The sequence below is a fragment of the Hymenobacter aquaticus genome (genome assembly GCF_004765605.1).
In the GTDB taxonomy this organism is placed as follows: domain Bacteria; phylum Bacteroidota; class Bacteroidia; order Cytophagales; family Hymenobacteraceae; genus Hymenobacter; species Hymenobacter aquaticus.
The window spans coordinates 1,273,387-1,297,648 of the sequence record NZ_SRLC01000001.1; the positions used below are offsets into that span (position 1 = coordinate 1,273,387).

Consider the following 24,262-nt stretch of genomic DNA (forward strand, 5'->3'; position numbering starts at 1 on the left):
CCAATTATCTTGCGAGTAAGCTGTTCCACACTACTGGTCCAGCGGGTTCGATTCCCTTATGCAATACAGCACCACTTATCACGAGTTGCATGCGCTACTCATACGGTTCTAATAACAATGTTTCAATCTATTGACCTGCAACTTAAGCTCGAAGCGTTGGAAACGGCCAGCGGTGGCAGCATCTGGGGGAATATCTGGTTGGAAACGGGTGATTATGCCTTCCCCAGCCAGCAGTGGAACGACTGTGCCGAAGGCATCCTGGAAATGTGGCTTGTTGCTCTAACAGATATCTATACCTCGAAAAACAAGTGGTACGAAAAGGATTTTGTGTTCATGGATGGCCCTTACGAAGCCACTCTACGCAACGGCAGCCCCGTGACCATTCGCTTCAAGCAAGCTGGTGAGACAGTCAATATCTTCCCTGTTTCCCTGACTAGGTTTGCCCGCCAAGTTGTTGCCCAAAAGCGGCTCCTGCTTGCGCACCGTCAGAAAGACTTGCTTCTAGCCAAATACTCCTCCCAGACCACCCAGTGTGACTGGCTGGAAATCTTGATCGACCAATCCGAAGAGCAACAAAAAAGGCCGGTGTAGAAACCGGCCCTTTTTGTTAAACTCTACTCCCGCTTACGCCTTCGACGTGAGCGTGATGAACGGGATAATCACCTCTTCGAGGGAGATGCCGCCGTGCTGGAACGTGTCCTTGTAGTAGTTCACGTAGTAGTTGTAGTTGTTGGGGTAGGCGAAGAAATAGTCACCCAGGGTGAAGACGTAGGCGGTGCTCACGTTTTCGCGGGGCAGGAAGATGCGCTCCGGCTTGCGCACCACGTACACGTCCTTGTCGGTGAAGCCCAGGTTCTTGCCGTGCTTGTAGCGCAGGTTGGTGTTCGTGTTCCGGTCGCCCACAATCTTGAAGGGGCGCTTTACCCGAATCGTGCCGTGGTCGGTGGTGATGATGAGCTTGCCCTTTTTCTCGGCAATGGTTTGCAGCATCTCGTACAAAGGCGAGTGCAGGAACCACGAGCGGGTGATGCTGCGGTACGCCGACTCATCGGCGGCCAGCTCCCGAATCATGGCCATGTCGGTGCGGGCGTGGCTGAGCATGTCCACGAAGTTGTAGACGATGACGTTGCACTTATAATTATTGTGCAGGTTGCTCATCTTGCCCAGCAGGTCTTTGCCGGCTTGCAGGTTGGTGACCTTGTTGTAGCTGAACTTGTACTTCTGGTTGGCCTTCTGGAACATGATTTCCATGAACTCGGCCTCGTTCAGGTTCTTGCCCTCGTCGTCGTCGTCGTTGACCCACAGGTTGGGGTACTTCTTCTGAATCTCGCCGGGCATCATGCCCGAGAAAATGGCGTTGCGGGCGTAGGCCGTGGTGGTGGGCAGAATACTGTAGTACATTTCCTCCTGGTCCACCGTGAACAGCTCGGCAATGATGGGCTCCAGTACTTTCCACTGGTCGTAGCGCAGGTTGTCGATGAGCAGGAAGTACACGGGCGTGTCGCCGGTTTCCTTCAGCAGCGGGAACACGCGCTTCTGGAACAGCTCGTGCGACATCAGCGGGGCATCGTCCACCTCCTTGTTGACCCACTCCTCGTAGTTGTCCATGATGAACTTACAGAAGTAGTTGTTGGCCTCGTCCTTCTGCATGTTGAAGACCTCGGCCATGCTCTTGCCCTCGGTTTCATCAATTTCCAGCTCCCAGTACACCAGCTTCTTGTATACGTCGGCCCACTCGCTCGGGCTGAGCCGGTCGCCGAGCTGCATGCCCAGCTGGCGGAAGTCGCGCTGGTAGCTGCTGTTGGTCTTTTCCGAAATCAGGCGCTTGTTGTCCAGCACCTTTTTCACGCTCAGCAGAATCTGGTTGGGGTTGACGGGCTTGATGAGGTAGTCGGCAATCTTGGAGCCGATGGCGTCCTCCATGATGTGCTCCTCCTCGCTCTTGGTAATCATGATGACGGGCAAGGTGGGCTTGGCCGCCTTGATTTCCGTCAGGGTTTCCAGGCCGGTGAGGCCGGGCATGTTCTCGTCCAGGAACACGATATCGAAATTCTGTTCCTGCACCTGCTCAATGGCGTCGGCCCCGGAGTTAACGCCGGTTACGTCGTAGCCTTTTTCGGTCAGGAAGAGAATGTGGGGTTTGAGCAGGTCGATTTCGTCGTCGGCCCAGAGGATAGAGTACCGTTGCATGTTGGAGTCTTGGGAATCTTGAAAAAGTCGCGCCCGGCTAGCTAGCCCGGCGTTTCGGAAAGGCGGCATCCTGGCAGGGCTGCCGCACGCTATTCGGGTGCCCTCAAAGAGGCCGGATGGCGCAGACAGGTTGCAAATGACGTTTCGTAAGTAGCTTTACTCCCAATACCCGGTTTTTGGTTCTGAAAAATTACGGTCCGCCGATATTCGGCCGCCGAACTCCGCCGTAAAGAAGCCAAAAATTGTTGAGTTGGGCTTTGCAGCCCGGCGCGGCCGTGCCCCTGCCGGGCGTTGAGCCGTAGGGTGTTTAGCCTATTCCGTTCCTTTCCACGCGCTTTTGCCGGCGCGCTACCGCCTCTTTCCTTTGAACAAAAAGAAAATCTTCAACGACCCGGTCTACGGCTTCGTCACGGTGCCCACCGAGTTGCTGTTCGACCTGATTGAGCACCCCTACTTTCAGCGCCTGCGCCGGATTCAGCAGCTGGGCCTCACCGGCTTCGTGTACCCGGGTGCCCTGCACACGCGCTTCCACCACGCCCTGGGCGCCATGCACCTGATGTCGCTGGCCCTGCGCACGCTCAAGGACAAGGGCGTCAAGATTTCCGCTGCCGAGGGCGAGGCCGCCCAGGCCGCCATCCTGCTGCACGACATCGGCCACGGGCCCCTCTCCCACGCCCTGGAGCACGCCATTTTCCACGAAGTGCCCCACGAGCAGCTCAGCCTGTTCTTGATGCAGAAGCTCAACAAGGAGCACCACGGGGCCCTGGATCTGGCCATCCGCATCTTCCAGGGCACCTACGAGCGGCCGTTTTTCCACCAGCTCGTCAGCAGCCAGCTCGACATGGACCGGCTCGACTACCTCAACCGGGACTCGTTCTACACCGGCGTGCAGGAAGGCCGCCCCGGCGCCGACCGCCTCATCAAGATGCTCACGGTGGTGGACGAAAAGCTGGTGCTGGAGGAAAAGGCCGTGTACAGCATCGAGAACTTCCTGGTGAGCCGCCGCCTGATGTACTGGCAGGTGTACCTGCACAAAACCGTCACCTCGGCCGAGCAGATGATTATCCGCATCATTCAGCGGGCCCGGGACCTGGTGCGCTCCGGCCACGAGGTGCCCGCCTCCCCCGACCTGCACTTTTTCCTGTCCAAGCCGGTCAGCATCCTCAACTTTTCCCAGGACGACACCATTCTGCAGCGCTTCGTGCAGCTCGACGACACCGACGTGTGGAGCGCCGTGAAGATGTGGGCCCAGCACCCCGACAAAGTACTCAGCTACATGTCGCGCAGCATGCTGGACCGCAAGCTGTTCAAGATCATCCTGCAAACCGAGCCCTTCGACGACGACCTGGGCCTGGGCGTCATCGAGCTTATTGCCGAGAAGTTCGACCTCTCGCCCCAGGACGCCAGCCAGCTGATGCTCGCCGGCCGCATCAGCAACAACGCCTACGACGCCGACGGCAAAGACACCATCGACGTGCTGACCAAAAGCGGCCGGGTGATTAACGTGGCCGAAGCTTCGGATTTGCCCAACATCCGGGCCCTGGGCCAGCGCGTGGAGAAGCACTACATCTGCTACCCCAAGGAAATTGCGCAGTAGCGCATTACCAGAGGATAACAGAACGTCATTCCGAGCGTAGCGAAGCGAAGTCGAGGAATCTCGCGTGTTTAGCTGGGTTAGTAATCAACCGATGCCACGCGAGATTCCTCGGCTGCGCCCGGAAAGACGTTCTGCGTTCGACAGGACGTTCTGTTTTTAATTACTTCGCTGCTTTGCCATTAGGCTGCATTCCTCTCCTGCCAAAAGCCAAGCACCAACTTTTCTCTACTTTTGCGCAATGGAATTTACGGTAGGCCAGATTGCGGAAGTGCTCCACGGCGTCGTCGAAGGCGACGCCTCCCAGCGCATTGACCGGTTGGCAAAAATCGAAGAAGCACAGGCCGGGGCCCTCTCCTTCCTGTCGAACCTGAAGTATGAGCCCCACCTGTATACCACGGGCGCTTCGGCCGTCATCGTGAGTAAGACGCTGGCGCTGAAACACCCCGTGGGCCCGGCCCTGATTCGCGTCGACGACCCGTATACCAGCTTCACCACCCTGCTCGAGTTTTACCAGCAGGCCACCCGCACCGGCCGGCGCGGCGTGGAAGAGCCCGCCTTTATCGGCGCGGGCTCCACCATCGGCGACAACCACTACCGCGGGGCCTTTTCCTACATCGGCCAGGACTGCCGCATCGGCCGCGACGTGGTGATTTTCCCCCAGGCCTACATCGGCGACCGGTGCGTGATTGGGGACGGCACCATTATCTACGCCGGGGCCAAGATCTACGCCGAAACCGTCATCGGCAACCGCTGCACGGTGCACGCCGGCGCGGTTATCGGCTCCGACGGCTTCGGCTTCGCGCCCCAGCCCGACGGCTCCTACAAGACCATTCCGCAGATCGGCAACGTGGTGCTGGAAGACAACGTCAGCATCGGGGCCAACGCCACCATCGACTGCGCCACGATGGGCTCGACCATCATCCGGGAAGGTGCCAAAATCGACAACCTGGTGCAGATTGCCCACAACGTGGAAATCGGCCGCCACACCGTCGTGGCCGCGCAGAGCGGCATTTCGGGCTCCACCAAAATCGGCGACTTCTGCGTGCTGGCCGGCCAGACCGGTATTGCCGGCCACCTCTCGCTGGCCAACCGCACCACCGTCACGGCCCAGTCAGGCGTGGGCAAGTCCATCAAAACCGAAGGGGTGCTGCTGCAGGGCTCCCCGGCCTTTAACCTGCGCGACTCGCTGCGGGCCAACGCCATTTTCCGCCACCTGCCCGAGGTAGAGCGCCGCCTCAGCGACCTGGAGCGTAACTCATCCATGCCGGAAAAGTCCTAGCTTTGCAGCCTATTTAGTTGTCAGTTGCTCGTTGCCAGTTGTCAGGTCAGTTCTGTTTAGGATAGTCCGGTAACTGACAACAGACAACTAACAACCGACAACTCGACTAATGAACGACAAGCAACATACCATTAAGGCGCCCGTGACCGTGAGCGGCATTGGCCTGCATACCGGCGTTTCGGCCAACATGACGTTTTGCCCAGCCCCGGTCAACCACGGCTACAAGTTTCAGCGCGTCGACATGCCCGGCCAGCCCATCGTGGATGCCGACGTGGACAACGTGGTAGACCTCTCCCGGGGCACCACCATCGAGCAGAACGGGGCCCGCATCAACACGGTAGAACACACGCTGGCCGCCCTGGTAGGCTTGCAGATTGATAACGTGCTGATTCAGCTCGACGGTCCCGAGCCCCCCATCATGGACGGCTCCAGCTACGAGTTTATCAAGTCCTTGATGGAAGTGGGCCTGCAGGAGCAGAACGCGCTGCGCAACTACTTCGAGATTCCCGAGGAAATCCGGTTCGTGGACAACGCCCGGGCCGTGGAAATTGCCGCCCTGCCCCTGAACGATTACCGCCTGACGGTAATGGTGGACTACAACTCGCCCGTGCTGGGCTCCCAGCACGCCTCCCTGACCGATATTACCCAGTTCACGGCCGAGATTTCGTCGTCCCGCACCTTCTGCTTTTTGCACGAGCTGGAGGCGCTCTACAAGTCCAACCTCATCAAGGGCGGCGATTTGAGCAATGCCATTGTGGTCGTGGACCGCGTGGTGAGCGACGAGGAGCTGACCGAGCTGGCGACCATGCTGGGCAAGCCCAAGGTGGCCGTCAAGAAGGAAGGCATTCTGAACAACGTCGACCTGCGCTACAAAAACGAGCCCGCCCGCCACAAGCTGCTCGACATGGTCGGCGACCTGGCCCTGGTGGGCCGCCCGCTGAAAGGTCAGATCCTGGCGGCCCGGCCCGGCCACGCGGCCAACGTGGCCTTCGCCAAGAAGATCAAGAAGAAGATGATGGAGGCCAACACCTCCGCCGTGCCCACCTACGACCCGGGCCGGGAGCCGGTGATGGACATCAACCAGATTATGCAGGTGCTGCCCCACCGCTACCCGTTCCTGCTCATCGACAAGGTGATTCACCTGGACGCCAACACCGTGGCCAGCATCAAGAACGTGACGGTGAATGAGCCGTTTTTCACCGGCCACTACCCCGGCAACCCGGTTTTCCCGGGTGTTTTGCAGGTCGAGGCCATGGCCCAGACCGGCGGCATTCTGGTGCTGAACACCGTGCCCGACCCGGAAAACTACACGCCCTACTTCCTGGGCATCGAAAACTGCCGCTTCCGCAAAATGGTGAAGCCCGGCGACACCATCATTTTCCGCTGCCAGCTGTTATCCCCCATCAAGCGGGGCATTGCCAAGATGAAAGGCCAGGCCTTTGTGAATGGCAAAGTGGTGATGGAGGCTGAAATGAGCGCCGCCATCGTCAAAAAGGAAGCCTAAATTTCAATTAGTAATTAATAATTAAGAATGAATAATTCTCTGACGAAAAACGGCTGCTGCCGCGTTGAGACAATTCTTAATTATTAATTCTTAATTACTAATTACTCAACGAATGAACCAGCCGCTCGCCTATATTCACCCCGAAGCCAAAATCGCCCAAAATGTGGTAGTGGAGCCCTTTACCACCATCGACAAGGATGTGGAAATCGGGGAAGGCACCTGGATTGGCCCCAACGTAACGATTATGTCGGGGGCCCGCATTGGCAAAAACTGCAAGATTTTCCCCGGTGCCGTGATTGCCGCCATGCCCCAGGACCTCAAGTTTGCCGGCGAGAAAACCACCGTTACCATTGGCGACAACACCGTTATCCGGGAGTGCGTGACGGTGAACCGCGGCACCGTAGACCGGCTCAAGACGGTAGTGGGCAGCAACTGCCTGCTGATGGCCTACGTGCACGTGGCCCACGACTGCATCATTGGCAACAACTGCGTGCTGGCCAATGGCGTGCAGCTGGCCGGCCACGTCGAAATCGGCGACCATGCCATTATCGGCGGCACTTCGGCCGTGCACCAGTTCGTGAAAGTAGGCCCCCACGCCATGATTTCGGGCGGTTCGCTGGTGCGCAAAGACGTGCCGCCCTTCGTGAAGGCCGGCCGGGAGCCGCTCACCTACAGCGGCATCAACTCCATCGGCCTGCGCCGCCGGGGCTTCTCCGACCAGAAGATCAGCGAGATTCAGCAGCTCTACCGCCTGCTGTTCCTCAGCGGCTTGAACAACAACGACGCCCTCGACAAGATTGAGCTGGAGCTGCTGCCCTCGCCCGAGCGCGACGAGGTGGTCAACTTCGTGCGCAACTCGGGTCGGGGCGTTATCAAGGGCTATTCGCGCAACGGCAACGGTGCAGATTGAGGCCCACGGGCTGGGAAAACGCTTCGCGCGCGACTGGATTTTCCGGGGCCTGAACCACGTCTTCCGGCCCGGCACCGCCACGGCCGTGCTGGGGCCCAACGGCTCGGGAAAAAGTACCCTGCTCAACACGCTTTCCGGCCAGATTCTGCCCACCGAGGGCACCTTAGCTTACTCGCTGCGGGGCCAGCCCGTCGCCGTGGAGGACGTACCGCGCCAGCTGGCCTACTGCGCGCCCTACCTGGAGCTGATTGAGGAGCTGACCCTGACCGAGCTGCTGCACTTTCACACCCGCTTCAAGCCCCTGCGCCCCGGCACCACGCCGGCCCGGCTGATTGAGCTGATGTACCTGGAGAAGTCGCGCCACAAGATGGTGCGCGACTTCTCCAGCGGCATGAAGCAGCGCCTCAAGCTGGCCCTGGCCCTCTACGCTGACTCGCCCCTGCTGCTGCTCGACGAGCCCACCACCAACCTCGACCGCACCGGCGTGACCTGGTACCTGGAGCACGTGGCGGCCACCGTCGCGGGCCGGCTGGTCATCGTCAGCTCCAACGTGCCCGAGGAGTACAGCTTCTGCCAGCACCAGCTCAGCGTCACCGATTTCGGGGCCCAGGCCGCCCGGTAAGATGCCACTTTTCTGCGGCGTTTGTCGGGGCCGATGCGTATTTTTGGCTAAACGCCACGCCGATGTCAGCCCAGCCCAAACCCTACTACACGCCCGCCGAATACCTTGCCTTCGAGCGGGAGTCTGAAACGAAAAACGAATATTTCCAAGGCGAAATCTTCGCCATGTCGGGAGCCAGCCGGGCGCATAACCTGCTGGTGAAAAATATGCTGGTTGGTCTTGACAATCGTATCGGCGACTCGTGCAGCGTATTTCCCAGTGATATGCGCGTACACGTGGCCGCCAATGGTCTGTATACCTATCCCGATGTGTCGGTGGTGTGCGGCCCGGAGCAGTACCTCGACGATGCCCACCTCGATACGCTGCTCAACCCCGGGGTGCTGGTGGAAGTGCTGTCGAAAACGACGGCGAAGGATGACCGTAACAGTAAATTCTTGCTGTACAAGAGCATTCCGAGCTTACAACATTATGTGCTGGTCGACAGCCTACGCGTAACTGTGGCGCTGTATTCGCGGGGCACGGGCAGCAGTTGGCTGTTTCAGGAGTATCAGGGGCTTACCGCCGTTTTGCCGCTGCCAGCGGTGGGGGTAGAACTGCCCCTGGCCGAAATCTACCGCCGCCTGGACTTGCCGGCCTGAGTGGATTTCCAGCGCTGGAAGCAACTTATTTTGCCCTCCAACACTTAACCCAACGCGGCTTCCCCCGTATCTTCGCAGCCGGCCCCGCCTGGTACGCTACTTCATCTTTTCTCACTTTACTGCCCCTCACAAGGCCATGAAACAATACGACGACCTCGACGACGACTTCCTCGACGATGACGATGAGCTGGATACCTTCGCCAAAACCGGGGGCAGCAAAACCCGCGGCAGTGACGAAGACCGCCTCGGCGCCAAGTACGCCGACTACCTGATGTGGCGCGACACGGGCTCTTCCCACGACGAGGCCCTGGACCTGGCCAACATGACCGAGGAAGAGTACACCACTGCCGAAGCCGCCGAAGATCCGGACGGCAGCGGCGGGTTCTCCAGCCTCGATGATGACGACGACTTCGCCGACGATGACGACGAGGATTCGTTCGGCAGCAGCCGCAGCAGCCGCGGCTCGCGCTACTCCGATGACGACGACTATTAAGTGGTAATTGCTGGTTGTTAGTTGTCCGTTGTCAGTAACAGACGTCAGCTACCCGTTCACACGCAAAAAAGCCCGCCTGAAATGCTTCAGGCGGGCTTTTTCGTTTGTAAAACCTAACAACGGACAGCCAGCAACGAGCAACTGGTCCTTACCCCTGCTTGCCGCCGAATACGCGGCGCAGCAGCTCGGTGGTGCGGGCCACGGGGTTTTCCCGGATGTTGGCTTCCTCCTGGGCAATGAGGGTGAACAGGCCGCCAATGGCTTTGTCGGTAGCGTACTGGTTGAGGTCGGTCTGCACGGGCTTCACCAGCGGAATCATGTTGTAGCGCGTAGTCAGGTCGGTGTAGTAGCGCGTGGCATTCACTTTATCCAACGACTGCTGAATGATGGGCTTGAAAGCGGTGGTCAGCTGGGCGGTGGTGGTGCGCTTGAGGTAGTTGGTGGCCGCATCCTTCTCCCCGGTCAGGATGCCCCACACATCCTTGAAGGTGAGGCTCTTGATGGCCGACAGGAAAATGGGCTTGGCGCTGCGGGCCGCATCCTCGGCCCCCCGGTTCAACGACAGCTCAAACTTATCGACCTGGGCCCCCAGCCCAATTGCCCGCAGCGACGTAGCCACGCGCTGGGCATCGGGCGGAAACGGAATCCGGATCAGCTTGTTGAGGTAGAAGCCATCCTGCCTGGAGGCCTGGTCGGCGCCTTTGGAAATACCCTGCGTCAGGGCTTCTTTCAGGCCCATGGCGGCTTCGTTCTGGCTGACCGTGCCCTGGCCCGTGGTGCCGGTCTTCGTGGTAGGGGTACCGACTTTCTTGGTCAGGATCTGGCCGATTTTGGACAGGTCGAAGCCCTGGGCGGAGGCCGTCAGGTTCAGGCCGGCAACGGCCAGCAGCAAAAGGAAAGATTTTTTCTTGTTCATGGGGCGCAGGAGCGAAACGCCCGGCCAATCTGGCCGGCTGGTCCAGTAAAACACAAACCAGACCAATTTTGTGCAATGCTGGTTTTTCGGAACGAGCACGAAAAAGCCCACCTGGTTTGATTAACCAAATGGGCTTTTCAATTCTTGCCGGGCGGGCTTATTTGCCGAATACCCGCTTCAGCACGTCGGAGCCGCGGGCGGCGGCGTTCAGCCGGATGCGGCCCTCTTCGGCGGCCATCAGCGTGAAAATACCGTCCGAGGTTTTCTGGGTGGCGTAGGCCGTCAGGTCGGCATTCACCGGCGTGACCAGCGGAATCTTGTTGTAGCGGGCTACCATTTCGGCATAAAGCTTGGTGGCGCCGGTTTGCTCCAAAGACTGCTGCACGATGGGCTTCAGGGCCGCCACCAGCTGGGGCTCGGTGTTCTGGTGCAGGTAGAGCGTGGCCGCGTCGGGCTCCCGCGTCGTGACCAGGGCCATGGCGTCGGCGAAGCTCAGGTTTTGGATGGCGCCCAGGAAAATGGGCTTGGCCTGGGCAGCGGCGGCTTCGGCGCTGCGGTTGAGCACCACCTCGAACTTATCGACCAGCGCGCCCATGCGCAGGCCCCGCAGCGTGGTCGACACCAGCTCGGCCTCGGGCGGGAAGGGAATCCGGATGTCGGCGTTGGCATTGAAGCCCTCGGCCGAGCCGGCTATGTCCACGGCCCGGGTAATGCTCTGGGTCAGGGCTTCCTTCAGGCCGGTGGTGGCCTCGGGCAGCGTCAGGGGCGTCACGACGGGCACCGTTACTTTGGTCGTGGTCTTGGTGGTCGTGGTTTTGGCCGGCGCTTTGGCCGTCGTCTTTTTGGCCGTGGTGGTCTTTTTGGTGGTCGTGGTTTTGGCTTTGGTTTGGGCCTGCGCGCCCTGAGTGGCGGCCACGGTTACTGCCAGCGCAGCAACGAAAATGCGAAAAGGAGGCATACAGAAGAAAAAAAGCGAAAAACCCGAGGCCCTTAGTGAGCGTCTTATGCGCGTTGGCCCCAAATTGCACCAAATTCCCTCTCCTTCCTAACTCCCAACCATGCCCCACGTTCCAGACGCAGAAATCATCACCATTGGCGACGAGCTCCTCTACGGACAGGTTATCGACACCAATTCCGCTTTCATGGGTCAGGAGCTTGGCAAGCTCGGCATTCGGGTGCGCCAGATTACCAGCGTTTCCGACCGGGCCGACGAGATTGTGCAGGCCCTCGACGCGGCCCGCACCCGCGCCCAGGTGGTGCTGATTACCGGCGGCCTGGGCCCCACCAAGGACGACCTGACCAAGAACATCCTGACCGACTACTTCCACACCGAGCTGGTGCTCAACGAGGCTTCCCTGCGCGACGTGGAGGCCATCTTTGCCCGCTTCAACCGGCCCATGCTGGAAGTAAACCGGCAGCAGGCCTACTTGCCCGCCTCCTGCACGCCGGTGCGCAACGTGGTGGGCACCGCGCCCGGCATGTGGTTCGAGGAGCAGGGCGTGGTGTTCGTGAGCATGCCGGGCGTGCCCTTCGAAATGAAGCGCATGATGACCGACACGGTGCTGCCCCGCCTCAAGCGCCACTTCCGCACCCCGCCCATCGAGCACATCGTGGTGCAGACCGTGGGCCTGGGCGAGTCGTTTCTGGCCTCAACAATTGCCGCCTGGGAAGATGCCTTGCCCGCCAATATGAAGCTGGCCTACCTGCCCTACCTGGGCGGCGTGCGCCTGCGCCTCACCGGCTCCGACGACGGGCAGCCCGACCTGCGCGGCCGGATGCAGGCCCGCATGCCCGAGCTGCGCGCCCTGCTCGGCGACTATATTTTTGCCGAAGGCGAAGTGCCACTCGAAGCGGCCGTGGGCCAACTGCTGCTAGAGCGGGGCCTCACGCTGGGCACCGCCGAAAGCTGCACCGGCGGCTACATTGCTCACAAGCTAACCAGCGTACCCGGCAGCTCCCGCTACTTTTTAGGCAGCATTATTTCGTATCATAACGATATAAAAATCAAAGAATTAAATGTATCACCCGAAAGCCTGGCTACACATGGCGCGGTGAGCGAAGAAGTGGTGCGCCAGATGGCTGAGGGCGCCCGTCAGCGCCTGGGCGTGGACGTGGCCCTTGCCACCAGCGGCATAGCCGGCCCCGACGGTGGCACCGAGGAAAAACCCGTGGGCACCTTCTGGCTCGCCTACGCCGACGAGCACCAGACCGTGGCCCGCAAAATCAGCTTCAACCGGGGCCGGCAGCTCAACATTGAGTACGCCACCACCAGCATACTGAACCTGCTGCGCCAGAGCCTGCCCCAGCGCTAACCCAGACTTTCTTTCCGGGCCGCCGCCGGCCTTTCATCGTGGGAGCGGGCAGCTTGCGGCTTTCTGCTACCTTTGAGGCCTCAATCTCCCACCCAACAACCCCCAACAACCCAACAACCGCATGGCACGAGTGGAAATGGTGATGCCCAAAATGGGCGAAAGCATTATGGAAGGCACCGTCCTGAAATGGCTCAAGCAAGTCGGCGACGCCATCGAGCAGGACGAATCGGTGCTGGAAGTGGCAACGGATAAAGTAGATACCGAAGTGCCCGCCATCCACGCCGGCGTATTGCAGGAAATTCTGGTGCAGGAAGGCCAGGTAGTGGCCGTCGGTGCCCCGATTGCCGTTATCGAAACCGATGTTGCCAACGTCGGCGCCGCAGCCCCCGCAGCCGCTCCGGCCGCGCCCCAGGCTGCCCCGGCCCCTTCCCTGAACGGCGCGGAAACCAGCGTGCCGTACCTGCCCGAGGCCAACGACCCGCAGGCCAGCCAGCGCCTGGCTGTGGCCCAGCCCGGCCGCTTCTACTCGCCTCTGGTGCTGAGCATTGCCCGCCAGGAAGGCATTTCGATGGCCGATCTGGAATACCTGCCCGGCACCGGCAAGGAAGGCCGCGTCACGAAGCAGGACATTCTGGCCTACGTGGAAGGCGGCAAAAAGCCTGTTGCCGCTGCGTCGGCCGCTACCGCGGCACCCGCTGCGGCCCCGGCCCCAGTGGCGCAGCCCCAGGCCGCGCCGGCACCAGTGGCTGCCCCCGCCCCGCCGGCGGCCCCGGTAGCCGTGGCCAGCAAGCCCGCGCCGTCGGTGAGCGGCAACAATGAGCTGATCGAAATGGACCGCATGCGCAAGATGATTGCCCAGCGCATGGTCGACTCGAAGCGCATTTCGCCCCACGTTACGTCTTTCGTCGAAGCCGACGTAACCGAAATCGTGAACTGGCGCAACAAGCACAAGGACGCCTACAAGAAGCGCGAGGGCGAGAACCTGACCTTCACGCCCATCTTTATCCAGGCCGTGGCCCGCGCTATCCAGGACTTCCCGATGATTAATGTCTCGATTGATGGCGACTACATCATCAAGAAGCGCGACATCAACATCGGGGTGGCCGTGGCGCTGCCCTCGGGCAACCTGATTGTGCCCGTGATTCACAACGCCGACCAGCTCAACCTGAACGGCCTGAGCAAGAAGGTGAACGACCTGGCCTCGCGGGCCCGGGCCAATAAGCTCAAACCCGAAGACCTGGAAGGCGGCACTTACACGCTGAGCAACGTGGGCTCCTTCGGCAACGTGATGGGCACGCCCATCATCATGCAGCCCCAGGTGGCCATCATGGCCGTGGGCGCTATCAAGAAGAAGCCCGCCGTTATCGAAACGCCCCAGGGTGATTTGATCGGCGTGCGCCACTTCATGTTCCTGAGCCACAGCTACGACCACCGCGTGGTCGACGGCTCGCTGGGCGGCATGTTCGTGCGCAAAGTAGCCGATTACCTGGAGCAGTTCGACCCGAACACGGCCATCTAAGGCAGTCGGGCTCCCCTTTTCCCTTACCAGAACAAGCCCATCAAGTTGATGGGCTTTTCTTTTTGATTTTCACAAGCTTATGAAGAACACATTTTTCCTGGCCGCCTTGATTCTGTCCTTGGGCTGCATCCTGTTTCTGTACCAGAAGCTGACCCGCACGGAAGAAGCCCTGCACCAGGCCGAGCAGAAATTTGCCGACTGCCAGCAGGTCACGTTTCAACTCCAGATGAAAGCCAACGGCACGCCGGCGCACCCCCCACTGCCGGCCAAAGCGCCGAAATAACCCAACCCCCAGAAACGAGAAGGGCCCGGTGACGCTTGTCACCGGGCCCTTCTCGTTTCTGGGGGTTACATACTACCGCTTGTAGCAGAAGTAGATATAGTCGCCGCCAGCGCCTTCGTTCAGGTCCTGGTTGTCGCGGATCCAGCCGCTTGGGGGCCAGATGTTGGAGCTGTTGCCCGCTACTACGCCCACTTCCTTCAGGTAGCCGTAGCGGCCATCGACGCGCGACTTGTAGGGCCGGATGTAGCGGCCACCCGCGCCGTCGTTGAGGTCGGTTTTCCAGTATTTCAGGTTATACGGGCCAGTGATGTTGGAAACAAACTGGAAGGCATCGTAGAAACCCGAGGGGGGCGACGTGCCAATGGTGGTCGTGCGGTAGCCCCGGGCCGTGATGTTGTTCAGCGGCATCAGCTCCTGGCTGTAAGGATACATCGAGCCGGGCTGATGCACGAACTTCATGTAGAACGGATAGACATCCTGGTTAAACTCGCTGAACTCGGCCTGGGTGCGGGAGAACGTCAGGTAGATATACCGGCCGCCGGCGCCGCGGTTCAGGTCGAGGTTCAGCTTGTGGAAGCCTTGCTTGGCCGACACGCTCGACGAGCCGCCCTTGGCAATCTGAATGTCGTAGATGTAGTTCGGGTACGTGCCGAAGCCAACCTGCATGGTCGAGGGCTGCGTCTGGGTAACCATGCCCACGTTCTCCGAGCTAACGAAGGTGTAGGTCGTGGGCCGGGCGGCATCGGCCAGGAAGCTGTTCTCGAACGAGCTCATGTAGGCATAGTTCATCGACGTGAAGCCAGCCTCGGGCTCTTCCGGCTTCACTTCCTGAATTTCCTTGCCGGAGGCCTCGAAGCGCTTGCGCTCCGGCCGCTCCGAGCTGTCGGCCGGCGTTTCAATCTGAATCTTCTTGCCCACGTACTGATCGGGCGAGAAGGGGTAGTCGAATGCGTCCTCGCCACTGCTGAGCACGGCGGCATTGGCTTGATGCGAGGCCAGGGACTGGTCGGTGGGGGCTTGCAGGTTCTTGTCGCTGCAGGCACTCAGGCTAAGGCCTACCAGAAAGAGATACGCGGGAACTGATTTGTTCATAAAGGGTAAGCGCTAGTGAGTAAGAGAGATGAAACGACACGGCAGACAGGCAACCAAACGGGGCACGGCAGCAGCTCAGCAGAGGCGAAATTGCTTCGGGACTACCCTACTCCTGCTTGGTTGAACCAAAACTATCCGGCCGCCCCGGGCTCCGAAAGAATAGTACACCAACGGGCGGATTAGCAGTACTACCGCCGCATTGGTCCCGACCACCCCCGTGGGCATGCCCCCCTACTACCCCGCCCCGGCCCTCTTGCGCGCCGCTCTTTAACGCGGCAAGGCCCGGTCTTGGGAAAGACCGGGCCTTGCGCCTACTTATGCTGGGCAGCCGGGCTTAGGGCCGGCCGCCGCTGGGGCCCTGGGCGGGCGTCGCGCCGGCGCCGTTGCCCCCGTCGCTGCCGCCGCCGTCCTTGAGGTCGTCGTTGCTCACCGACTTCTTGCGGCGCGCCGGGGCCATGCTCATCTTGCCGATGCGGTAGCTCAGGTTCACGCGCAGGCCAGTGCGGTGAAACACGTTCAGGCTGTTCTGGTCGAGGGTGGCCGAGGAAATTTGGCTGCGCACCTTGTTGCTGGGCGTGAAGAAGTTGTCGGCTCCGAAGCCGATGCTGCCTTTCTTCTCGTTGAAGTCCTTTTTCACGCCCAGGCTGTACACCCCGAAGCCGCCCTGGGAGCCTTGCAGCTGCACCTGTCGGCCGCGGTAGAAACTAAAGGCTTGCAGGCCCCAGCCCTTGCTGAAGTTGTAGCTCCCCATCAGGCGGCCACTGGCCACCCAGCCCTGGTTGCTGGCCGCGTACAGCGGGTCCGACACGTTGTTGTCGAGCGTGGCGTAGTACACGTCGGCGCCGCCGCCCAGGGTCAGCTTGTTGTTGAGGTTCACGTTGGCAAACAGGCTGCCGCCGTAGGCGTTTTCGGTGCCGATGTTGGCGTAGCTGGTTTGAATGATACCGCCTTCCAGGGGCGTGCGCACGGGCTGAATCGAGCCGGTGGTGTTGCGCACGAAAGTGGAGAAGTTCAGCGAAGTCTGCTTGACGAAGGTGTTGTAGCTCAGCTCGTAGTTGTTGGTGTATTCGGGCTCGAGCGTAGGGTTGCCCACGATGATGTTGAGCGGGTTGGCCGACTGCGTGTTGGGGTTCAGAAACTGCAGCGAGGGGCGCTGAATCCGGCGGTTGTAGGCTGCTTTCAGCGTGTTGCCGCTGGCCAGCTTGCGCGAGAGGTTCACGCTGGGCACCAGCACCCCGTAGGACGGAATTGAGGGGGCCTTGTCGGTCCGGAAGTCGGCGTCGATGGTGGTGTACTCGTAGCGGGCTCCGGCTTTAAGGGTGTAGCTTTTCAGAAAGCCCAGCGTGTAGGACGCGTAGCCGGCGGCCACGTTTTGGCGGTAGGTAAAGACGTTGCTCAGGTTGAGGCCCGCCGCGGGCTGCCCGTTGAGCAGGGTCGTGTAGTCGCTGTTGACGCGGCGCATGATGTCCTTGCCGCCCAGCTCCACCAGCTGGTTTTTCCCGACCGGCGTCTGGTAGTCGGCCTGCACGGTTACTTCCTCGTTGTAGCTGTCGTTCTGGTTGTTGCGGGTGCTGCCGGCGCCTTCACCGGTGAGAATGTAGTTGCTAAAGTCGTTATTGCGGGTATTGCGGCTGTACTGGGTCAGCAGGCTAAACTCGCGCTGGGGCGTCGCGAAGGTGTGGGTGTAGTTGAGCGTGGCGTCGAGCGTGTTGGAGTTGTCGAGCACCTTCACATCGCGCAGGGAGCGGGTAGCGGGCGTGGTACCGTCGAAAAACTCGGTGGTAGTGGCCAGCCCATCCTGGTAGCTGGTGCCGTTGCGCAAACCCAGCTGCACCGAGGCCGAGAGGAAATTGTACTTGTTGATGTCGTAGTCCCAGCCCAGGGAGTAGCGCCCAAACAGGTTGTTGGTGCGCGTGTCGGCCGTTTGCAGGGTACGGCTGCGCAGGCTGCGGGAACTCAGGTCGGAGCCTAGCAGGCGGTAGGTGGTTTGCTCGTTGGTGAAGCTGCCGGGGGTGTTGTACATGGCCCGGCCGCCGCCGCCCAGCGAAAAGCCCATTTTGCCCACCCGGTAGGTGGCGTTCAGGCCCAGGTCGGAGCCGCGCAGGCCGGCGCTGCTGCGCAAGTCCAGGGTGAAGCCCTGCAGGTTGTTTTGCTTGGTGACGATGTTGATGATGCCGCCCGAGCCTTCGGCGTCGTACTTGGCCGAGGGCGAGGTAATGACTTCCACGCTCTTGATCTGGTCGGCCGGAATCTGCTTCAGGGCGTCGGCAATGCTGCTGGCCGAAATCGTGCTGGGCCGGTTGTTGATCAGCACCTTGATGTTGGAGGAGCCCCGCAGACTCACGTTGCCGTCGAGGTCAACCGAGAGCATGGGCACGCGCTTGAGCACGTCGGTGGCGTCGCCGCCGCGGGTGGTTTCGTCCTTTTCGGCGTTGTACACGGTCCGGTCTACCTTCTCCTCTATCAGGCTGCGCTGGCCTTCCACCACTACTTCGGCCAGCTTCTGCACCGACGATTCCAGTGTAACCGTGCCCAGGGCCACCGTGTTGCCATCCTCGGTAATCACGACGCCGGGCTTTTCCAGGTTTTTGTAGCCGATAAAGCTGATCTGCACGGTGTAGGTACCGGCCGGCACCCGCGGAATCGAGAACTTACCCTTGTCGTCGGCCGAGGTGCCGTCCACGGCCTTGCCGGTGGCCGGGTTCAGCAGCACCACCGTGGCGTAGGATACGGGCTCTTTCGACGCGGCGTCGGTGATGGTACCGGTAACGCGGCCGGTGCCGGCCGGGGCCTGCGGGGCACCCTGAGGGCCTTGTCCGGGTGCTCCGCCGGGGCGGGCCATGCTGCCGGCGGGGCGGGTAGCGCCGGCGGGCCGCTCACCCTGCGGCATTTGGGCCCAGGCCAGGCGGCCGGCGGTGGTTAAAATCAGAACGAGGACAATCTTTTTCATGAACGTTAATCGAGGGCAACCCGGTGCGGGGCTGAGAGAGTAGGCGGTTGGTAGCACGAACTTACCGCGGGCGGGAAAGGCCCCCAAGTCAAATCGACGGACCGGCCGGTTCTCCCCCCGCAGACCGGTAAAGCATCTGCTGGTTGCGCCCGAGAGGCACAGACACGGTTTTGCCCGCGGGGTGGCACACCAGGGAGAAAATAGTCGGCGAAGAGCTACCCAAGCCGAAAAAAGCCAGGTGCTCCCAAGGCTCACGCCGCCGCAACGACCAACAAAAAGGCCAGCTGCGGAACAGCTGGCCTTTTTGTTGGTCGAAACTATACTGGCTTACAGCGCCGCCAGGCTTTGCTCCAGGGCGGCAATTTTCGACTCGGCGTCGGCCTGCTTCTGCCGCTCGCGCTCCAGCACGTCGGGCTTGGCGTTCTGCACGAATTTCTCGTTGCTGAGCTTTTTAAGCACCGTGTCGCGGAAGCCGCGGGTGTACTCCAACTCTTTTTCCAGCCGGGCCTTTTCGGCGCCCAGGTCAATCTGGCCTTCCAGGGGCACGAAGAACTCGGCTCCACCCGAGACGAAGCCCACCGAAGCCGTCGGCGCTTCCGGCACCAGGCTCACCTCCGTCAGGGCGGCCAGCTTGCGGATGATGCCGTCGTAGTCGTGCAGGAGTTGGGCGTCGTCGGTTTTGGCAGCCAGAGTCAGGGGCTTGTTGGGACCCAGGCCTTTCTGGTTGCGGATGTTGCGCACCCCGGCCACGATGTCCAGGGCCTTGTCCATGCGGCTGAGCAGTTCGGCGCTGCCGGCCACGGGGGCCAGCTTGGGCCAGGGCGCTACACAGAGGTACTCCTTGGGGCCCCGCTCCTTCAGCTCGTGCCAGATTTCCTCGGTAATGAAGGGCATGAAGGGGTGCAGCAGCTTGAGCAGGGTTTCGAGGTAGCCCACGGTGTGCTTCAGCGTTTCGGCGTCAATTGGGGCCTGGTAAGCGGGCTTCACCATTTCCAGGTACACCGAGCAGAAGTCGTCCCACACCAGCTTGTACACCGTCATCAGCGCGTCGCTCATCCGGAACTTGGCGAAGTGCTCGTCCAGCTCGGCCACGGTGGTTTGCAGCTTGGCCCCGAACCACTCCACCGCTTTAGCCGAAGCGAAGGGCAGCTCGGCGTTTACTTCCCAGCCCTGAGTCAGGCGGAAGGCGTTCCAGAGCTTGTTGGTGAAGTTGCGGCCCTGCTCCACGAGCTTGATGTCGAAGAGCAAATCGTTGCCGGCCGGCGACGAGAACAGCATGCCGGTCCGCACACCGTCGGCGCCGTAGTCGGCAATGAGGTCCAGCGGGTCGGGCGAGTTGCCCAGGCTCTTGCTCATCTTGCGGCCCTGGGCGTCGCGCACGATGCCGGTGAGGTACACGTTGCGGAAGGGCACTTCCTTGCGGTACTCGAGGCCGGCCATAATCATGCGGGCCACCCAGAAAAACAGGATTTCGGGGGCCGTTACCAGGTCGTCGGTGGGGTAGAAGTAGTTGATGTCGGCGTTGTCGGGGTCCTTGAACCCGTCGAACACCGAAATCGGCCACAGCCACGACGAAAACCAGGTATCCAGCACGTCCTCGTCCTGGCGCAAATCCGCGAGCTGCAAATCCGCGTTGCCACTCTGCTCCCGGGCCTGCTCCAGGGCCTGCTCCTCGTTCAGGGCTACTACAAACGAGCCGTCAGGCAGGTAGTAGGCCGGAATCCGCTGACCCCACCACAGCTGCCGCGAGATGCACCAGTCGCGCACGTTCTCCATCCACACCCGGTACATGTTCTTGAACTTGGGCGGGTGCAGCTTGATTTCGTCGTTTTCAACTACTTCCAGGGCCTTTTTGGCCATGTGGTCCATCTTGCAGAACCATTGCAGGCTGAGCTTGGGCTCGATGACGGCCCCGGTCCGCTCCGAGGTTTGGAGTACGCTGTTGTAGTCCTCAATCTTGTCGAGCAAGCCAGCTTCCTGCAAGTCCTTGGCAATCTGCTTGCGCACGGCAAACCGGTCCTGCCCCACGTAGAGCTGGGCTTTCTCGTTGAGCGTGCCGTCGTCGTTCAGAATGTCGATAACGGGCAGGTTGTGCTTGACGCCCAGCTCGTAGTCGTTCAAATCGTGGGCGGGCGTCACCTTCAGGCCGCCGGTGCCGAAGTCCATAGCCACGTACTCGTCCAGGATAACCGGAATTTCGCGGCCCAGCAGCGGGATGCGCACTTTCTGCCCGTGCAAATGCTGGTACCGCTCGTCGTTGGGGTTCACGGCCACGGCCACGTCGGCCATAATCGTCTCGGGCCGCGAGGTGGCCACGGTGATAAACTGGCCCTCCTGCCCTACCACCGCATATTTGAGGTAGTACATCTTGGCCACGGTGTCCTTGGCAATAACTTCCTCGTCGCTGATAGCCGTGCGGCCCTGCGGGTCCCAGTTCACCATCCGGATGCCGCGGTAGATCTGGCCTTTCTGGTAGAGGTCCACGAACACGCGCAGCACGGCCTCGGTCAGCTCGGGCTCCATCGTGAAGCGCGTCCGGTCCCAGTCGCAGCTGGCGCCCAGCTTCTTGAGCTGCTCCAGAATGATGCCGCCGTACTTTTCCTTCCAGTCCCAGGCGTGGGTCAGGAATTCTTCCCGGCTCAGGTCGCGCTTCTCGATGCCTTTTTCCTTGAGCAGGGCCACTACCTTAGCTTCGGTGGCAATGGAGGCGTGGTCGGTGCCGGGCACCCAGCAGGCTTCCTTGCCCTGCATCCGGGCCCGGCGCACCAGCACGTCCTGAATGGTATTGTTGAGCATGTGGCCCATGTGCAGCACGCCCGTCACGTTGGGCGGCGGAATCACGACCGAGTAAGCGGGCTTGCGCGGGTTGGGTTTGGCTTTGAAAAAGCCCTGCTCCTGCCAGCGCTGGTACCATTTGGCTTCAACGTCGGCGGGGGTATAGGTTTTGGCGATGGACATCGACAAGGGGAATAGCGGTTCGGAATACGGGCAAAAGTAGGCAATTCGGCGCGGGGCCGGAAATCAGCCCGCTGCTCGGGTTCCGCGGCCCGGCTTACCCCGGCATTAACGCATTTTTAATATTCTATATAGGAGAATCCAGGTACCTTTGAGGCTGACTAAAAATCTCCGCAAGGGTTTAACCGGATTTTGGTACCTTCTGGGAATTTTTCTCCGCTGCTTTTGTGCCCCTATGGCTTCGCTGTTCTCTTTTCGTAAAAAATCGAAGCCGGAAGCCCCCTCGGCTTCCGCTCCGGCGCCCACGGCGGCCCCGGCCACTACGACCATTCGCTTCGGGCTGGGCCAGCTGCTGGTGGAAGGCGGCGAGCCCGGGCGCAACCTGGAGCGGGCCGCCCAGATGATAGCCGAAGCCGCCCGCCAGGGCTGCGACCTGGTGCTGCTGCCCGAAACCCTGGACTTTGCCTGGACCCACCCCAGCGCCTTGCAGGAAGCCCAGCCCATTCCCGGCGCGTTCAGCGACCTGCTCTGCCAGGAGGCCCTGCGCCACAACATCATGGTGTGCGCCGGCCTGACCGAGCGGCTGCACGGCCGCAACTACAACGCGGCCATCCTGATCAGCGCCCAGGGCGAAATCCTGACCAAATACCACAAAATCAACCTCCTGACCGTCGAGCAGCCGTTTTACGCGGTGGGCCAGACGCTGAACGTGGTGGATACGCCGCTGGGCAAAATCGGTGTCAACGTGTGCGCCGACAATTACCTCGACGGCCTCTCCATCGGCCATACCCTGGCCCGCATGGGCGCCGAGTTTATCCTGGCCCCGGCATCCTGGACCGTGGATTTCTCCATTACGGAGGAAAATGACCCCTACCGGGAAAAGTGGGTGAAGCCCTTTTCCATTCTGGCCCGGCTCTACAACGTAGCGGTGCTCAGCACTACCTCGGTGGGCTACATCGTGGGCGGCCCCTACGAAGGGAAAAAGAGCATCGGCTGCTCGTTGGCCGTCGATGCCTCGGGCGTGCGAGCCCAGGGCGCCTTCAACGAATTCGCGGGCCAGCTGGTGGTGGCCGACATTCCCCGGCCCGTCCGGGCCGAGCAGGGCACGGCCATCGGCGAGATGCTGCGCCGCAAAGGCTACCGCTTCGACGAATTACCCGTCTAAATCAAAACTATTCCGCGCTTGGCTGGTACTCTGTTTTCTTCCGCTCCTATTGCCCGACCTTTCCCTGTTGCTATGACGCCTGGCTACCAGTGCTGCACGCGCTGTATCATGGACACGACGGTGCCCGGTATCCAGTTTGGGGCGCAGGGCGAATGCAACTTCTGCGCCCTGCACGACACGATGGACCAGGCCTTCCCGCTGGGCGAGGACGGCCGGCGGAAAGTGCAGGAGCTGGCCGCCGACATCAAGCGCCGGGGCCGGGGCCGCAAGTACGACTGCGTGCTGGGCGTAAGCGGGGGGCGCGACAGTTCGTTTACGCTCTGGTACTGCGTCACGCAGCTGGGGCTGCGCCCGTTGGCGGTGCACTTCAACGACGGTTTCGGCAACCCCGTGGCGGGGGAAAACATGCTCAAGGCCTGCCGCACGCTGGGCGTGGAGCTGCGCACCATCACCTCCGACTGGCGCGAATCCAAAGACCTGAAAATTGCCTTTCTGAAAGCCTCCGTGCCCGACATGGAGGAAGGCACCGACGTGGGCATTGCCACGGCCCTCTACGGAGTGGCGGCCAAGGAAGGTATTCAGCGCATCATCATCGGGCAGTCGTTTCGCACCGAGGGCATTGCGCCGCTGTCGTGGAACTATCTGGATGGCAAGTACCTGAAGGCCGTGCACCAGCAATTTGGCTCGGTACCGCTGCGGCCCTGGACGCCCAACGACCCGGGCTTTAATCTGGGCCTGAAGGAAATGTTTTACTACGCCTTCGTGCGCCGCATCAAGACCGTGACCCTGCTCTACCACGTCGACTACGTGCGCAGCGAGGTGGATGAGCTGCTGGCCCGGGAGCTGGCCTGGCAAAACCCCGGCGCGCACTACTTCGACGACTTGTACCAGAGCGTGATTTACTACCTGAACCGCACCAAGTTCAACATCGACCGGCGCCTGTTCAACTACTCCGCCCTGATCCGCTCGGGGCAGATGAGCCGGGAAGTGGCTTTGCACCGCACCAGCCAGATCAACTCCATCGAAGACGCGCGCGTGATTGAGCTGTGCATCAAGCGCCTGGGCCTCACCCGCCAGGAGTTCGACCAAATTGTGGCCGCCCCGCCCCGCACCTTCCACGACTACCCCAACAACTACCGCCTCATCCGCCGCCTGCGCTGGCCCATCCAGGTCCTCAGCCGCCTGAACCTGATTCCGGAGTCGGCCTACGACAAGTACTTCAACTGCGGCACGTAACGGTGATTTGGTGAAGTGGTGAGATGGTGAGTTGTCGTTCTACTCTGGCCAGGAAGCACGACGAAGAACTCCAACGACAGAGAAACTTATCCATCTGCACAGCACACCCCGACTTTATACCAAAAAGCCCTTTCCCGTTGGTACGAGAAAGGGCTTTTTAGCGGAGAAATCAGGGTGAGTTGGAGACCATGAGCTAACGAATAAGCTTATCAGGGCGACAACTCACCATTTCACAACTTCACCATCTCACCGCTACGCGTGCAGCCACTCTTTCTTGCTGATGAGCTTCTCCTGGCTTTCGCGGTAGTCGGGGTCGTCCACGCAGCAGTCGACGGGGCAGACGGCGGCGCACTGGGGCTCCTCGTGGAAGCCCACGCACTCGGTGCACTTGTCGGACACGATGTAGTAGTACTCGTCGGAGACGGGGGTCTGGGGGGCCGTGCCGGACACGACCGCGCCGCCGTCGACCTGCACTTCCTTCAGGGTGGTGCCATCGGCCCAGCGCCACTGGGCGCCCCCTTCGTAAATAGCAGTGTTAGGGCATTCGGGTTCGCAGGCACCACAGTTGATGCACTCGTCGGTTATCATGATGGCCATAGCC

20 protein-coding genes are annotated in these 24,262 nt (G+C 61.0%); 13 read left to right on the top strand and 7 right to left on the bottom strand.

All coding sequences use genetic code 11. The features are described from left to right. Positions 1–117 precede the first annotated feature (117 nt). Positions 118–591, top strand: a complete 474-nt coding sequence (locus tag E5K00_RS05165; protein ID WP_135462187.1) for a hypothetical protein — start codon at positions 118–120, stop codon at positions 589–591. 33 nt (positions 592–624) lie between these two features. Here the strand turns inward: E5K00_RS05165 and porX are convergent, their stop codons facing one another. Continuing rightward, positions 625–2,190, bottom strand: a complete 1,566-nt coding sequence (porX, locus tag E5K00_RS05170) for a T9SS response regulator signal transducer PorX (RefSeq protein ID WP_135462188.1) — start codon at positions 2,188–2,190, stop codon at positions 625–627. Positions 2,191–2,554: 364 nt separating this feature from the next. Here porX and E5K00_RS05175 point away from each other — a divergent pair, with 364 nt between their 5' ends. The 7 genes from E5K00_RS05175 (at position 2,555) to E5K00_RS05205 (ending at position 9,233) form a co-directional block, all read left to right on the top strand. Further along, the gene (locus E5K00_RS05175) at positions 2,555–3,787 is read left to right on the top strand and encodes an HD domain-containing protein (protein WP_135462189.1); all 1,233 of its coding nucleotides are present in this window, start codon (positions 2,555–2,557) and stop codon (positions 3,785–3,787) included. Between the two features lie 238 nt (positions 3,788–4,025). Continuing rightward, positions 4,026–5,066 (top strand): UDP-3-O-(3-hydroxymyristoyl)glucosamine N-acyltransferase, encoded by a 1,041-nt coding sequence (gene lpxD, locus E5K00_RS05180; RefSeq protein WP_135462190.1) that lies wholly within the window; start codon positions 4,026–4,028, stop codon positions 5,064–5,066. Positions 5,067–5,175: 109 nt separating this feature from the next. Further along, positions 5,176–6,570 carry a bifunctional UDP-3-O-[3-hydroxymyristoyl] N-acetylglucosamine deacetylase/3-hydroxyacyl-ACP dehydratase gene (locus E5K00_RS05185; protein ID WP_135462191.1) on the top strand — a complete coding sequence of 465 codons (1,395 nt, stop codon included), beginning with the start codon at positions 5,176–5,178 and terminating at the stop codon, positions 6,568–6,570. Positions 6,571–6,682: 112 nt separating this feature from the next. Then, positions 6,683–7,480, top strand: coding sequence for an acyl-ACP--UDP-N-acetylglucosamine O-acyltransferase (gene lpxA, locus E5K00_RS05190; protein ID WP_135462192.1), 798 nt, complete (start codon positions 6,683–6,685; stop codon positions 7,478–7,480). Further along, positions 7,470–8,102 (top strand): ABC transporter ATP-binding protein, encoded by a 633-nt coding sequence (locus E5K00_RS05195; RefSeq protein ID WP_135462193.1) that lies wholly within the window; start codon positions 7,470–7,472, stop codon positions 8,100–8,102. Before lpxA ends, E5K00_RS05195 begins: the two co-directional genes overlap by 11 nt. 62 nt (positions 8,103–8,164) lie before the next feature. Continuing rightward, on the top strand, positions 8,165–8,740 hold the full coding sequence (locus E5K00_RS05200) for a Uma2 family endonuclease (protein ID WP_135462194.1): 576 nt from the start codon (positions 8,165–8,167) through the stop codon (positions 8,738–8,740). A 136-nt stretch (positions 8,741–8,876) separates the two neighbouring features. After that, positions 8,877–9,233 carry a hypothetical protein gene (locus E5K00_RS05205; RefSeq protein ID WP_135462195.1) on the top strand — a complete coding sequence of 119 codons (357 nt, stop codon included), beginning with the start codon at positions 8,877–8,879 and terminating at the stop codon, positions 9,231–9,233. Between the two features lie 148 nt (positions 9,234–9,381). Here E5K00_RS05205 and E5K00_RS05210 read toward each other — a convergent pair whose 3' ends face one another. Together E5K00_RS05210 and E5K00_RS05215 are read right to left on the bottom strand one after the other, a co-directional pair. Further along, positions 9,382–10,149, bottom strand: a complete 768-nt coding sequence (locus E5K00_RS05210; RefSeq protein ID WP_135462196.1) for a DUF4197 domain-containing protein — start codon at positions 10,147–10,149, stop codon at positions 9,382–9,384. A gap of 157 nt (positions 10,150–10,306) precedes the next feature. Next, complete coding sequence (locus E5K00_RS05215; RefSeq protein ID WP_135462197.1) at positions 10,307–11,107, bottom strand: DUF4197 domain-containing protein; 801 nt, start codon at positions 11,105–11,107, stop codon at positions 10,307–10,309. 100 nt (positions 11,108–11,207) lie between these two features. On the opposite strand from E5K00_RS05215, the gene E5K00_RS05220 reads away from it, so the two are divergent. From E5K00_RS05220 to E5K00_RS05230, 3 genes are all read left to right on the top strand, one after another. Further along, the gene (locus E5K00_RS05220) at positions 11,208–12,461 is read left to right on the top strand and encodes a competence/damage-inducible protein A (protein ID WP_135462198.1); all 1,254 of its coding nucleotides are present in this window, start codon (positions 11,208–11,210) and stop codon (positions 12,459–12,461) included. Positions 12,462–12,582: 121 nt separating this feature from the next. Further along, entirely contained in the window at positions 12,583–13,980 is a 1,398-nt protein-coding gene (locus E5K00_RS05225; RefSeq protein ID WP_135462199.1) for a dihydrolipoamide acetyltransferase family protein, read from the top strand. Positions 13,981–14,059: 79 nt separating this feature from the next. Further along, the gene (locus E5K00_RS05230; RefSeq protein ID WP_135462200.1) at positions 14,060–14,263 is read left to right on the top strand and encodes a hypothetical protein; all 204 of its coding nucleotides are present in this window, start codon (positions 14,060–14,062) and stop codon (positions 14,261–14,263) included. A 72-nt stretch (positions 14,264–14,335) separates the two neighbouring features. Here the strand turns inward: E5K00_RS05230 and E5K00_RS05235 are convergent, their stop codons facing one another. From E5K00_RS05235 to E5K00_RS05245, 3 genes are all read right to left on the bottom strand, one after another. After that, complete coding sequence (locus E5K00_RS05235; protein ID WP_135462201.1) at positions 14,336–15,355, bottom strand: hypothetical protein; 1,020 nt, start codon at positions 15,353–15,355, stop codon at positions 14,336–14,338. 334 nt (positions 15,356–15,689) lie between these two features. Further along, positions 15,690–18,305 carry a TonB-dependent receptor domain-containing protein gene (locus E5K00_RS05240; RefSeq protein WP_135462202.1) on the bottom strand — a complete coding sequence of 872 codons (2,616 nt, stop codon included), beginning with the start codon at positions 18,303–18,305 and terminating at the stop codon, positions 15,690–15,692. Positions 18,306–18,632: 327 nt separating this feature from the next. Continuing rightward, positions 18,633–21,263, bottom strand: coding sequence for a valine--tRNA ligase (locus E5K00_RS05245; RefSeq protein ID WP_135462203.1), 2,631 nt, complete (start codon positions 21,261–21,263; stop codon positions 18,633–18,635). Positions 21,264–21,495: 232 nt separating this feature from the next. Between E5K00_RS05245 and E5K00_RS05250 the strand changes: the two genes are divergently transcribed. Together E5K00_RS05250 and E5K00_RS05255 are read left to right on the top strand one after the other, a co-directional pair. Further along, positions 21,496–22,425, top strand: coding sequence for a carbon-nitrogen hydrolase family protein (locus E5K00_RS05250; protein ID WP_135462204.1), 930 nt, complete (start codon positions 21,496–21,498; stop codon positions 22,423–22,425). 72 nt (positions 22,426–22,497) lie between these two features. Beyond that, positions 22,498–23,661, top strand: a complete 1,164-nt coding sequence (locus E5K00_RS05255; RefSeq protein ID WP_135462205.1) for an N-acetyl sugar amidotransferase — start codon at positions 22,498–22,500, stop codon at positions 23,659–23,661. A gap of 252 nt (positions 23,662–23,913) precedes the next feature. Here the strand turns inward: E5K00_RS05255 and E5K00_RS05260 are convergent, their stop codons facing one another. Then, positions 23,914–24,258 (bottom strand): 4Fe-4S dicluster domain-containing protein, encoded by a 345-nt coding sequence (locus tag E5K00_RS05260; protein WP_135462206.1) that lies wholly within the window; start codon positions 24,256–24,258, stop codon positions 23,914–23,916. Positions 24,259–24,262 lie beyond the last annotated feature (4 nt).